Source organism: Achromobacter veterisilvae, from assembly GCF_900496975.1.
Lineage (GTDB): Bacteria > Pseudomonadota > Gammaproteobacteria > Burkholderiales > Burkholderiaceae_B > Achromobacter > Achromobacter veterisilvae.
In genome coordinates this window covers 1-12,576 of record NZ_UFQC01000036.1, presented here as the reverse complement: position 1 = coordinate 12,576, position 12,576 = coordinate 1, and the positions used below count along the sequence as shown (strand labels likewise).

Below are 12,576 nucleotides of genomic sequence, written 5' to 3'. Positions count from 1 at the left end.
TCAATCGGCCGGTACGATCGTCGCCCAGAAACGGGTGCGCCATTGCACGCGTACCGGCAGCACGCTGGGCAGCGTAGCCAGGATCCGGTCCGTGTCCGCCAAGGGAAAGACACCCGAAAGGCGCAGCCCCGCGATTTGCGGATCGACGCGCAGCACGCCCGTCCGATAGCGATCCAGTTCGGCAGCGAACTCGGCCAGCCGCTGCTCGTCAGCCACGAGCTGACCCCGCGTCCATGCGTCGGTCTGCTCACTAATCGAGCGCGGCGCCTCGACGGCATCGCGGCTGAACTGGGTCTGCTGGCCGGCGTGCAGCACGCTCGCACTGCCGGACCCGGCCCAAGGAGAGACTTCCACTGCGCTTTCCAGAACCGCCACACTGGTCCGTCCAGCGTGCTGCCTTACGGTGAACCGTGTACCCAGCGAACGGATGCTGCCTTCCGCGGTCACCACCGACAGTGGCCGCGGATCGGCCAGCCCCGGCCCGTGGCGAGTCGCAATCATGATCTCGCCCGCCGCCAGCAGGATTCGGCGCTGGTTCGCATCAAAGCGCACATTTGCCGCGCTATCCGTGTTCAGCGTCAGCCGGGTACCGTCCTCTAGTGTGAAGTCGCGTTGCTCACCTGTGTTGCTGCGGTAGTCGGCCGTGCGGGCCTGCCAGGTGTCAGTGCGCGAAGCGAGCAGCCCGGCGCCGGTGGCTATCCCTCCCCACAGGAGCATTCGGGTGACCCGTCGACGGGCGGTGGAGGGCGGCTGATCGGTCACGACGTAGGACGACAAGGCCGCGTAAGCCGGCGCGCGCTCCAGCGATTTCATCCGGCCCATGACGGATTCGACGTGCTGCCAGGCGGCCTCATGGTCGACATGCGCCTGGCGCCATTGGCGCCATTGGCGTTGCTGCTCGTCGCCAGCCTCTTCGGACATCAGCAGGGTGAGCCAGTCCGCGGCTGCATCCGCAGTGGCCCGGCTGATGACCCGGCCGCTGGGCAGCGTCAGCGTGTCTTTATTGGCGGCCATGCCGTCAGACCGCCAGCGCGAACATGCATTCGCGGTTGGCCCGGGTCAGATATTGTTTTACCGAACTGGTCGAAGTTCCCAACCGCTCGGCGATCTCGGCATAGCTCAGTTCGACCAAGTGCGCCAGCAGAAAGGCTTCTCGAACCTTGGGAGGCAGGCCATCGAGCACGCGGTCGATCTGTTGCAGGCTCTCGACGGCCATGAGCTGCGCTTCCGGCGAGGGGGCCACTTCTTCCGGCAGGAGGGCGAGGGCTTCGAGGTAGGTCGTTTCGAGCAACTGCCGGCGGTGGCGGTGTGCGAGGAGCCGGCGGGCGACCGTCGCCAGGAACGGACGGGGCTCCCGGATCTCGACTGCCGTAGTCTTGCGGTCCAGCAGGCTCAGAAAAGTGTCCTGCGCTAGGTCGGCCGCCGCGAACGTGTCGCCTACGCGCCTGCGCAGCCAGCCCTGAAGCCACGTGCTGTGCTCGACATACAGCCCGGCCAAATCATCGGTAATAGGTGGATTCCGGCCGGGCATGAGGAGAGAATAGGAGAGAGATGATAGTCAAATGAGAAGTGATCTCATTGTACACAACCGGATTCATCGATTCGCCAGCCCCGCCAGTGAATGAGCAGGGCGGCTCGTTCCAAACCGCGCGGCGTCCGTCACCCGGCCTGAAACGCGGGCGCGCGCAAGCGGCACGGGTGGCGCTGGCACAGGCCCGCAGCCCCCCACGGAGGCGAGGATGGAACACCGCAGTACGAATAAGGGATAACCCTTAACGTCGGAATGTACGAATAAAATTCCTGAATGACTGGGAATTTATATCGTTTTGAGGAATGCAGCCCGGGGCCTTGTAATGCGTGTTCGCTTAACGCCGTTCACGCATTTACCCAGCAGACTTCCTCATGAACCCCATCGGATACCGCATTCTTCCTCGTTCCGCCCCGGCCGTCTCCCCCGACGTGCTGGCCGGCTTCGCCGCCATTGGCTCGGCCCAGATCAGCGACTGCATGAATCGCCTATACGGCGTGGACGGGCTCCGTCCTCTGCATGCTGGCAACCAGCGCACCGTCGGTCTGGCGCTCACCGTCAAGACCCGCCCGGGCGATAACCTGATGATCCACAAGGCGATTTCGCTGGGCGGCGCGGGCGACGTGATCGTCGTGGACGGCGCGGGCGACACCAGCAATGCGCTGGTCGGTGAATTGATGATGATGGATGCCCAGTCGCGTGGCATCGAAGGTTTCGTGATCGATGGCGCGGTGCGCGATCTGGATGTGTTCGCGCAAGGGCAGTTCGGCTGCTTCGCGCGTGCCGTGTCGCACAAGGGGCCGTACAAGGACGGCCCCGGCGAAATCAACGTGCCCGTGTCGGTGGGCGGGCAGGTGGTCAATCCGGGCGACGTGGTGGTGGGCGATGCAGACGGCGTGGTGGTGATCCCGGCCGAGCACGCCGAGGCGGTGCTGGCGCTGGCGCTGAAGAAGGAGGCGGACGAGGCCGTGGCCAAGGAGAAGTTGCGCGCGGGCACGTATACCAAGCCGTGGCTGGAGAAGACCATCGCCGAGAAGACGGGGGCCGTGAAATGAGCATCGTCGCCGACCGCATCAAGCGTATCAAGCTGTCGCCCAGCGTGGCGGCGCGCGCCATCATCGCGGAGTTGCGCGAGCAGGGCCGCCGCATTATCGATCTGACGATCGGGGAGCCGGATTTTTCCACGCCGGTGCACATCCGGCAGGCGGCCACCGCCGCCATGAACCGGGGCGAGACCAAGTATCCGCCGGCCCAGGGCACGGTGGCGCTGCGCCGCGCCGCCGCGCAGCATTTGCTGGAAGCCACGGGCGTGGAGTACCCCGTGGGACGCATCATCGTCAGCACGGGCGCGAAGCAGGTGATTTTCAATGGGCTGGCGGCCACGCTGAACGATGGCGATGAAGTGTTGATCCCGGCTCCGTTCTGGGTGTCGTACCCGGACATGGTGCTGGTCAATGGCGGCGTGCCGGTGGCGGTGGAGACCACGCCGGCGACGGGCTACAAGGTGACGCCGGAGGCGCTGGAGCGGGCGATCACGCCGCGCACCAAGTGGCTGATGATGAACGCGCCCAGCAATCCGACGGGCTCGGTCTACACTGCCGACGAGCTGCGCGGGCTGGCGGAGGTGCTCAAGCGCCATCCGCAGGTGTGGTTGATGACGGACGATATTTACGCGCGCCTGAATTTCACGGACGAGCCGACTGTGCATCCGCTGCAGGTCGCGCCCGAGCTGGCCAGCCGCACGCTGGTGGTCAATGGCGTGTCCAAGGCCTATGCGATGACGGGCTGGCGCATCGGCTACGGCGCCGGGCCGGACGAACTGATCAAGGCGATGGCCATTCTGCAATCGCAGAGCACGTCGGGCGCGTCGTCGGTCAGCCAGGCGGCGGCGCTGGAGGCGCTGTCGGGCCCGCAGGATTGCGTGGCGGAGTTCGCCAAGGTGTTCCGCCAGCGCCGCGATCTGGCGATTGCGGAACTGTCGGGCACGCCGGGCCTGGACATTGTCGTGCCGCAGGGCGCGTTCTACGTGTTTCCGGACTGCTCCGGCCTGCTGGGCAGGAAGACGCCGGGCGGCGACGTGATCGCGACCGATACCGACCTGACGCACTATCTGCTGCGCGAGGCGGGCGTTGCGGTGATCGACGGCCACGCCTATGGCGCGCCGGGCACGTTCCGGCTGTCGTTCGCCGCGTCGCTGGACGACATCCGGCAGGGATGCGCCGCCATACGCGAGGCCTGCGCCAAGCTGGTTTGAGGCCGGATCCTACATTCCATGAAGACGTCCCCTTCGGGGGATCTTGTTTCCAAGTCCGTTCACCACACAATAAGGGGAATCAACCATGAAACGCCAAACTCTTTTCGCGGCCTGCCTGGGGCTGGCCACGCTGGCGATGGGCGCCGCCGCCCAGGCCGATCAAGTGGACGATATCAAGGCGCGCGGCGAGCTGATTTGCGGCACGCTGGGCACTTCGCAGCCGTTCAGCTTCCAGGACGGCGCCACGCGGCAGCTTGTGGGCTACGACGTGGACATCTGCAAGCTGGTGGCCGACAAGCTGGGGGTCAAGGTCAACTACAAGCTCCTGTCGGTGGCGGCGCGCGTGCCGGAACTGAACGAAGGACGCGTGGACATCCTGGCCGCCAACCTGGGCTATTCGCCGGACCGCGCGCAGCAGATCTCTTTCAGCCATGCCTATTACGTCAGCCCGCAGAAGCTGCTGGTGCGCAAGGATTCGGGCCTGGACACGATCGAATCCTTGAACGGCCGCCGCGTCGGCGCGACCAAGGGCTCCAGTTCGGAGCGCGAGATCAAGCGCATCCTGGACAAGTCGCAGGTCATTGGCTATGGCGACAGCTCGGCTACCTATCTGGCCCTGCAGCAGAAGAAGGTGGACGCGCAGTTCGCCTCCGAGCTGGTGCTGGTGCGCCTGGTGCTGCAAAGCCCGCCGACCGCGCCCGTGACGGTGATCGCCAAGTCGGTGTTCGACGAGCCGTGGGGCCTGGGCGTGCGCAAGTCGGAGCCCCGTTTCCTCGAAACGGTGAACCAGGCGCTGGACGAGGCCGAGGCTTCCGGCGCGGCGGTCAAGCTGTTCGACAAGTGGTTCGGGCCTGACACGCCGTACAAGCTGGAGCGCGGCTTCAAGATCGGCCCGATCGCCGGGTGATCATGGACCTGCTTGATGCTTCCCAATACCAGTTGCTGTTGAGCGGCATGGCGGTCACGGTGCAACTGTTCTTGGTCGCCTGGGTGATGGCGTTCGCGATCGCGGTGACGCTGGTGGTGGTGCGCGCCACCAACCTGGCGCCGTGCCGCTGGCTGGTCGACGCCTATGTGGAATACCACCGCAATGTGCCTTTGCTGGTGCAAGTGCTGTTCTGGTATTTCGGCATGCCGGAGCTGCTGCCGGAGGGCTTTCGCCTGTGGCTCTACCAGCACAACGCGGAAATGTCGCTGGCGGCGATCGCGCTGGCGCTGGGGTCGGCCGCCTATATCGCGGAGGACATCCGCAGCGGGCTGCGCGCCATTCCCGGCACGCAGTTCGAGGCGGCGCGGGCGCTGGGCGCCAGCTATCTGCAATGCATGCGCTTCGTGATCGTGCCGCAGGCGCTGCGCATTTCCATTCCGCCGCTGGTCGGCCGCGCGCTGCTGTTGTTCAAGAACACCAGCGTGGCGATGGCCATCGGCGTGATGGAGCTGACCTACCAGGCCCGCGAAATCGAAAACGAAACCTACCGGACTTTCGCCACCTTCGGCGCCGCCACGATCATGTACCTGCTGGGATCCTTCCTGATTATGCTCATCGGGTCGCGCGTCTACGACCGCTATCGCTTGAACGGGGGAGACCACGGTGCTTGACGTCCTGTCCCAATACTGGCCCACGCTGCTGGTCGGCCAATATCCCAACGGTCCGCTGGGCGGGCTGGCGCTCACGCTGATCCTGGCCGCCTGCGGCCTGGCGCTGTCGCTGCCGCTGGCGCTTTTGATCGCGCTGGCCCGCGTCAGCCCCTACGGCTGGCTGCGCGCGGCCAGCAAGGCGCTGGTCAACGTGGTGCGCGGCATGCCGCTGCTGATGCTGATCTTCTGGGCCTATTTCGTGGTGCCCAAGCTGACCGGGCAGGTGATCAGCGGCTTCTGGACGCTGATTTTCGCGCTGGTGGTCTATGAAAGCGCCTATCTGTCGGAAGTGATCCGCTCGGGGATCGAGGCGGTGCCGCGCGGCCAGATCGAGGCCTCGCGTTCGCTCGGCGTGGGCTACTGGACCACGATGCGCCGCGTGGTGCTGCCGCAGGCGCTGTTCAACGTGCTGCCCAGCATGACGAGCCAGTTCGTTTCCACCATCAAGGAGACCTCGCTGGGCTACGTCATCAGCGTCAACGAGCTGACCTTCGCGGCCAATCAGGTGAACAACCTGGTGTTGACCAAGCCGCTGCAGGTGTTCGGCATCCTGGCCATTATCTATTTCCTGGTGTGCTTCAGCCTGAGCCGCGGCCTGAGCTGGCTGGACCTGCGCATCCGCCGCTCGCGCGCCATGGCCTAGCAAGGAACCAAAGTGATCAATCTAGAAAAAGTGAACAAGTGGTACGGCGCGCATCATGTGCTGAAGGACGTGGATCTTTCGGTGGCGCGCGGCGAAGTGCTGGTGGTGTGCGGCCCGTCGGGCTCGGGCAAGTCCACCATGATCCGGACGATCAACCGGCTGGAGCCCATCGAGAAGGGGCGCATCCTGATCGACGGCGCGGACATCTACGCGAAGGGTTCCGACCTGAACGCGCTGCGCCAGAAGATCGGCTTCGTGTTCCAGCAGTTCAATCTGTTTCCGCACATGAGCGTGCTGGAGAACGTCATCTTCGCGCCGGTCAGCATCCGCAAGCAGCCGCGCAAGCAGGCGGTGGAACTGGCGCGCAGCCTGCTGGCGCGGGTGGGGCTGGAGCACAAGATCGATGCCTATCCGGGATCGCTGTCCGGCGGCCAGCAGCAGCGGGTGGCGATCGCGCGGGCCCTGGCCCTGCAGCCGCCGGTGATGCTGTTCGACGAGCCCACCAGCGCGCTCGATCCGGAAATGGTCGGGGAGGTATTGCAGGTGATGAAGGGCCTGGCCAAGGACGGCATGACGATGGTGTGCGTGACCCATGAAATGGGTTTCGCGCGCGACGTCTGCGACCGGGTCGTCTTCATGGACGGCGGCGAGATCCTGGAAATGGACACGCCCGAGCGCTTCTTCAGCGCGCCGTCGCATCCGCGCGCGCAGCGCTTCCTGGCTGATATCCTGCATCCGCGCGGCTAAGTGGCCGCGGATGATGCGGCGGCGATGGTAATGTGAGGGTTTCCATGCGTTTCGCATCGACCGCCGCGATGTACACCCTCAAACAGCTAGAGGCTTTTTACTGGAGCTCCGAACTGGGCAGCTTCAGCGCGTCTTCCCGCAAGCTGCACACGACCCAGTCGGCGGTGGCCAAGCGGGTCGGTGAACTGGAGGCCTTTGCCGGCTCGCCGCTGTTCGAGCGCCGCGCCAAGAAGCTGATCATGACCCCGCAGGGCCGCAAGCTGTTCGAGCTTGCGCGCCAGATGCTGGACCTGAACAGCCGTATCGTGCAGAACATGGCGGACCCGGCCAGTTTCGAAGGCGTGGTGCGGCTGGGCGTGACGGAACTGGTCGGCATGACCTGGCTGGCGGGGCTGATCAACCAGATCAGCCTGCGCTATCCGCGCGTGCAGTTGATGCCGGAGATCGATGGCGGCATCACGCTGTACGAACGGCTGGAGCAGGACGAACTGGACCTGGCGATCATGCCGGGACCGTTCTGGGGATATCAGTACGATTGCTCCCATCTGGGCGCGGTGACCAATGTCTGGATGGCCAGCCCGGCCCTGGACATCGATTTTTCCGCCAGCCTGACGCCCCAGGACCTGGCGCCGTATCCGGTGATTTCCCAGCCCACCAATTCGGCGCTGTCGCATCTGTACGACGCGTGGTTCGCCGAGCAGGGCCTGCCGGTCAAGCGCGTGCTGACCTGCAACAGCCTGGGGATGATGGCGCAGTTGACGATGCTGGGCCTGGGCATCAGTTACCTGCCGGGCGCGTACTTCGCGCCGCTGGTGGAGCGCGGGGTGCTGTGCCAGTTGAACGTGCAGCCGGACCTGCCCACCATCAACTACTACGCCGTGCACAAGAAGAACCTCGTCAACCCGGTGGTTTCCCGGGTGATCGATATCGCGCGCGAGGAATGCGCCTTCGAGGTGGCGGGGGCGTTCCTGCCCCACGTGCCGCCGGCCGCCAAACCGCGCGAGGCGTAACGCGGGGCGGCGGCCGTTTCCGGCGTCAGCCGCAGCGGATGGCCGTCATGACGTCCTTGTCGTCGACGATCAGGTTGAGGCGGGTGGCGTTGTATTCCATGGTCACCAATTGGCCCGGGCGCAGCATGCGGGCGGTGGTGCTGCCGCTGCGCGTGCGCAGGTCTTCCATGACGGACGGGGTGGCTTTCTGGCCGATCTGCGATTGCAGCGCCGCCGCGTCGCAGCTCTTTTCTCCGTAGCCGTAGCCGGAGGCGCTGGACATGCCGGACGATGAGCTGGAAGCGGCCTCGGACGGGGACGACGCGCTGGAGGAGCTGGGGGCCGGCGCGCTGGACGAACGCGGCGCGCCGGTGTTGGCGCACGCGGTCAGGCTGGCGACCAGCAGGAAAGGGATCAGCTTGCGGATCATGTAAGGCTCCTTGCAACAACGCGTCGAAAAAAGCCATGATAGACCAGCCGCGACGCGCTGTGACCGGGGCCGTGGCGGGCGCCCGCCGACGGCCTGGCCGTCAATGGAAATTGCGGCTTTGCGTGGACAGCCCGCCCAGCAGGCCGGACAAATCCACCAGCCGCTGCGCGATCAGGTGGCGCACGCCGTCCATGCTTTGCCAGGTCCCGTAGACGCCCAGCAGCGCGGACCCCAGCAGTTCGCGGCGCTGGCGTTCTATCAGTTCCGGGCGCACGACCACGTTGACGGGACCGGTCTCGTCTTCCAGGGTCACGAAGATCACGCCTTTGGAGGTCTGCGGCCGCTGGCGCACGGTGACGATGCCGCAGGCGCGCGCCACGCGCTTGTCGGGGTAGCTGTTCAGCACCGAGGCCGGCTGGAAATTGCGCGCGGCGAGTTCGGGGCGCAGCAGCGCCACGGGATGGCTGCGCAAGGTCAGGCCCACGCTGCGGTAGTCCGCGGCCACGGCCTGGCTTTCCGAGGGGGCGGCCAGTTGCGGCGCGGCGGTTTCGACGATGGCGGCGTCGCGCAGCAGGTCGCGGCTGTGCACGCTGGCGGCGGCTTCCCAACTGGCCTGGCGGCGGTGGCCGGCCAGGGTGCGCAGGGCGTCGCCGGCGGCCAGGGCGTTGAGGTCGTGGCGCGTGAGGGTAGCGCGGCGGGCCAGGTCGCCGGTGTCGGCAAAGGGTGACGCGGCGCGCGCGGCCTCGATGCGCCGCGCCGTGTCCTCGCGCATGCCCTGGATCAGGCTCAGTCCCAGCCTGACGGCGGGCCGGGGGCCGTCTGCGGGCGGCGCGTGCGGGTGCGCGGCGCGCCGGGCGCCGGGGTGTCCGGAGGGCAGGGTTTCCAGCGCCGAATCCCAGCCGCTGACCGTGACGTCGGGCGGCAGCACGCAGACGCCGTGGCGGCGGGCGTCCTGCACCAGTTGGGCGGGGGCGTAGAAGCCCATGGGCTGGGAATTGAGCAGGGCGGCCAGGAAGGCTTCGGGCTCGTGCCGCTTGAGCCATGAACTGGAATACGCCAGCAGGGCGAAGCTGGCGGCGTGGCTCTCGGGGAAGCCGTATTCGCCGAAGCCCTCGATCTGCCGGAACAGCGCTTCGGCGAATTCCAGCGTGTAGCCGTTCTCCAGCAGGCCGCCCACCAGCTTTTCGCGGTATTTGTCCACGCCGCCCTTGCGCTTCCAGGCCGCCATGGAGCGGCGCAGCGCGTCGGATTCGCCCGGCGTGAAGTTGGCGGCCACCACGGCGATCTGCATGACCTGTTCCTGGAAGATGGGCACGCCCATGGTGCGGCTGAGCACGCCTTCCACTTGCGGGCTGGGGTAGGTGATTTTCTCCTTGCCCTGGCGGCGGCGCAGGTAGGGGTGGACCATGCCGCCCTGGATGGGGCCGGGCCGCACGATGGCCACCTGCACCACCAGGTCGTAGTATTCGCGGGGTTTCAGGCGCGGCAGCATGGTCATCTGCGCGCGCGATTCGATCTGGAATACGCCGATGGTGTCGGCGTCGCAGATCATGTCGTAGGTGGGCTCGTCTTCCTTGGGGATGTCCTGCAGGCGCAAGGGCCGGCCGCGGCGCTGGCCGGCCAGCTCCAGGGTGCGGCGCAGCGCCGACAGCATGCCCAGCGCCAGCACGTCCACTTTCAGCAGCTTCAGCGCGTCCAGGTCGTCCTTGTCCCATTGCACGACGCTGCGGTCTTCCATGGCGGCGTTTTCGATGGGGACCAGGCGCGAGAGCTTGCCGCGCGAAATCACGAAGCCGCCCGGATGCTGCGACAGGTGGCGCGGGAAACCCATCAGGGTCTGCGCCAGCGACGCCCATTGCCGCGCCACCCGGGACTCCGGATCCAGCCCGCAGGCGCCCAGCGTGCGCAGCATTTCCTTTTTGCCGTCCCACCATTGGTGGGCGCGGGCCACGGCGTCGATGACGCCCGGGTCCACGCCCAGCGCGCGGCCGGTATCGCGCAGCACGCTGCGCGGCCGGTAGGAAATCACCACGGCGGTCAGCGCGGCGCGGTCGCGGCCGTATTTGCCGTAGATGTACTGGATGACTTCTTCGCGGCGTTGGTGCTCGAAGTCCACGTCGATGTCGGGCGGTTCGTTGCGTTCTTTGCTGATGAAGCGCTCGAACAGGCTGTTGCCGCGCGCCGGATCCACTTCGGTGATGCCCAGGCAGTAGCAGACCGCGGAGTTGGCGGCGGAGCCGCGGCCCTGGCACAGGATGCCTTGGTTGCGGGCGTGCTGGACGATGTCGTAGACGGTCAGGAAATAGGCTTCGTAGCGGAGATCGGCGATCAGGGCCAGTTCATTTTCGATCTGGGTGGCCACGCTCTGGGGCACCCCGGCGGGGAAGCGGCGCGCGGCCCCGGCCAGGGTTTCCTGGCGCAGGTAGGAGGCCGGCGTGTGGCCGCGCGGAACGATCTCGTCGGGGTATTCGTAGCGCAGTTCGTCCAGGGAGAACGCGCAGCGGCGCGCCACCACCAGCGTCTGGGCCAGGGCCTCCGGCGGATAAAGGCTGGCCAGCCGCATGCGCGTGCGCAGGTGCTGTTCGGCGTTGCCGGACAGTTCGTAGCCGCACTGGGACACCGGCTGGCGCGTGCGGATGCCGGCCAGTGTGTCGTGCAGCGGCTTGCGCGAGCGCAGGTGCATCTGCACCTGGCCCAGCGCCACGACGGGCAGTTTCGCGGCCTGGGCGGCGTGCATGACCGCGGCGCGGTGCAGGTCGTCGCGGGAGCCGTGCAGCAAGGTCAGCCCGACCCAGGCGCGGCGGGGGAAGGCGCGCGCCAGCCAGCGGGCCTGTTCCGCCAGGCGGCCGGCGTCGGCGCCGTAGGCGGGGCTCAGGATGGCCAGGCACTCGGGCAGGTGGCGCAGGTGGCCGTAGCCCGCGGGCGGATGGGAGAGGTCTTCGGGGGCCAGCCGGTATTCGCCCTTGGGCGCCCGGGTGCGCGCCAGGGTGATGAGTTCGGACAGGTTGCCGTAGCCTTCGCGGGTCTGCGCCAGCAGGGTCAGGCCCAGCGGCGCGGCGTCGGGCGCGGCGCGCAGTTGGAAGGTGGCGCCGACGATGAGCGGCAGATTCCGGGCCTTGGCCTCTACGTGGGCGCGGACCACGCCCGCCAGCGAGCATTCGTCGGTGATGGCCAGCGCGGCATAGCCCAGTTCGGCGGCGTGCGCGGCCAGTTCCTCCGGATGCGAGGCGCCTTGCAGGAAAGAGAAATTGGACTGGCATTGCAGCTCGGCGTAGCCGGGCAGGCTGGCCAGGGCGGCGGCGCCGGGAAGATCGTCGTCCATGAACCGATCCTAGGCGTAGAGCCCGTGCAGGAACCAGCGGGCGTGCTCCGCGTCGCGCTCGCGGTAGATCCAGTAGCGCGCGGCGGCCTCGTCCTCGGCGACGAAGTAGTCGCGCACGGTCAGGGCGGCGTCCCACCAGCCGCTTTCGATGCGTTCGGGGCCGCGCATCAGCCGCAGCGCCTGGCCGCCGTATTGCGGACGGTGGCCGGACAACTTCAAGGGCAGCGGCGGATCCAGCAGCCAGAACGGGCGGTCCAGCAAGGCGGGCAGCGGCCCGGGCCGCGGGGCGGGGGCCAGCGCGTCGCCCCAGGCGTTGGCGGCCTCGGGGCGGTGGTCGGGAACGGGACAGGCGTGGCGCACCTGGCCGCGGCCCAGCCGCGCCACCAGCAGGTCCAGCAGTCTGGCGTGGTCGGCGGCGGTGCCGCCGGGTTCGGGGAAGAGGGTGGTGCTGGCGGCGGGTTGTTCCACCGTGTCGGGCGCCAGCAATGCAACGGCGATCACGGGCGCTTCCAGCGTGAACCGCGCCAGTTTTTCCCGCAGCAGGTTCAGGATCTGCGGCGCCTGCCAGACCGGCTGCGCCAGGGCCAGCTCCATCTCGGTGGGCGGACGCGCATGGCGGCCGCGTTCGTGTTCCATGCTGAGCACCACGCGGCGCACCGCCAGTTGCCGGGCGCTCAGCCAGCCGCCCAGTTGTTCGGCCAGCCGGCGCGCCACCGCCAGCACCGCGTCGGTGTGCTCCACGTAGTCCGTGAGTTCGATGCGCCGCGCGAACTGGGGCGGAGGCTCGATCCAGCGGTAGAGTTCGGGCGCCTGGCCGTAGGCGGCGTCCAGGGCCTGGAGCAGTTCGGGCGCGCTGCGCCGCTGCAGGCCGGCGCGCGGCAGGGCGCGCAGGTCCGCCAGGGTGCGGCAGCCGATGTCGTCCAGCCAGTCGCGGCGGGCCTGCGCCTGGGGCAGCAGCGCCAGCGGCAGGGCGTCCAGCCGCCGGGCCAGCGTGGGCAGAGTCAGGGTGCGCCGGGGCGCGCGCC

The 12,576-nt window shown here is 67.6% G+C and carries 12 protein-coding genes; 7 read left to right on the top strand and 5 right to left on the bottom strand.

Annotated features, from left to right (window positions below; all coding sequences use genetic code 11):
• Complete coding sequence (locus AVE30378_RS25390; protein WP_129244815.1) at positions 1–1,014, bottom strand: FecR domain-containing protein; 1,014 nt, start codon at positions 1,012–1,014, stop codon at positions 1–3.
• Between the two features lie 4 nt (positions 1,015–1,018).
• Positions 1,019–1,531, bottom strand: coding sequence for a sigma-70 family RNA polymerase sigma factor (locus AVE30378_RS25385; protein ID WP_165360299.1), 513 nt, complete (start codon positions 1,529–1,531; stop codon positions 1,019–1,021).
• A 371-nt stretch (positions 1,532–1,902) separates the two neighbouring features.
• Here AVE30378_RS25385 and AVE30378_RS25380 point away from each other — a divergent pair, with 371 nt between their 5' ends.
• From AVE30378_RS25380 to AVE30378_RS25350, 7 genes are all read left to right on the top strand, one after another.
• Positions 1,903–2,583: an RraA family protein gene (locus AVE30378_RS25380; RefSeq protein WP_129244813.1), complete on the top strand. Its 681-nt coding sequence runs from the start codon at positions 1,903–1,905 to the stop codon at positions 2,581–2,583.
• Positions 2,580–3,782, top strand: coding sequence for an aminotransferase class I/II-fold pyridoxal phosphate-dependent enzyme (locus AVE30378_RS25375; RefSeq protein ID WP_129244811.1), 1,203 nt, complete (start codon positions 2,580–2,582; stop codon positions 3,780–3,782). Before AVE30378_RS25380 ends, AVE30378_RS25375 begins: the two co-directional genes overlap by 4 nt.
• An 85-nt stretch (positions 3,783–3,867) precedes the next feature.
• Entirely contained in the window at positions 3,868–4,689 is an 822-nt protein-coding gene (locus AVE30378_RS25370; RefSeq protein ID WP_165360298.1) for an ABC transporter substrate-binding protein, read from the top strand.
• 2 nt (positions 4,690–4,691) lie between these two features.
• A complete protein-coding gene (locus AVE30378_RS25365) occupies positions 4,692–5,381 on the top strand; it encodes an amino acid ABC transporter permease (RefSeq protein ID WP_129244809.1) in 690 nt (229 codons plus the stop codon).
• Positions 5,374–6,063: an amino acid ABC transporter permease gene (locus AVE30378_RS25360; RefSeq protein WP_129244807.1), complete on the top strand. Its 690-nt coding sequence runs from the start codon at positions 5,374–5,376 to the stop codon at positions 6,061–6,063. The genes AVE30378_RS25365 and AVE30378_RS25360 overlap by 8 nt, the downstream gene beginning before the upstream one ends.
• Before the next feature lie 12 nt (positions 6,064–6,075).
• Positions 6,076–6,810, top strand: a complete 735-nt coding sequence (locus tag AVE30378_RS25355; RefSeq protein WP_129244805.1) for an amino acid ABC transporter ATP-binding protein — start codon at positions 6,076–6,078, stop codon at positions 6,808–6,810.
• Between the two features lie 44 nt (positions 6,811–6,854).
• On the top strand, positions 6,855–7,820 hold the full coding sequence (locus AVE30378_RS25350; RefSeq protein ID WP_129244803.1) for a LysR family transcriptional regulator: 966 nt from the start codon (positions 6,855–6,857) through the stop codon (positions 7,818–7,820).
• 25 nt (positions 7,821–7,845) lie between these two features.
• On the opposite strand, the gene AVE30378_RS25345 is transcribed toward AVE30378_RS25350, so the two are convergent.
• The 3 genes from AVE30378_RS25345 to AVE30378_RS25335 form a co-directional block, all read right to left on the bottom strand.
• Entirely contained in the window at positions 7,846–8,229 is a 384-nt protein-coding gene (locus AVE30378_RS25345; RefSeq protein ID WP_129244801.1) for an I78 family peptidase inhibitor, read from the bottom strand.
• A gap of 100 nt (positions 8,230–8,329) precedes the next feature.
• Positions 8,330–11,551: an error-prone DNA polymerase gene (locus tag AVE30378_RS25340; protein WP_129244799.1), complete on the bottom strand. Its 3,222-nt coding sequence runs from the start codon at positions 11,549–11,551 to the stop codon at positions 8,330–8,332.
• A gap of 9 nt (positions 11,552–11,560) precedes the next feature.
• Positions 11,561–12,576: DNA polymerase Y subunit UmuC family protein (locus AVE30378_RS25335; RefSeq protein WP_244235143.1), on the bottom strand; the 1,016-nt coding region annotated here is incomplete at its 5' end.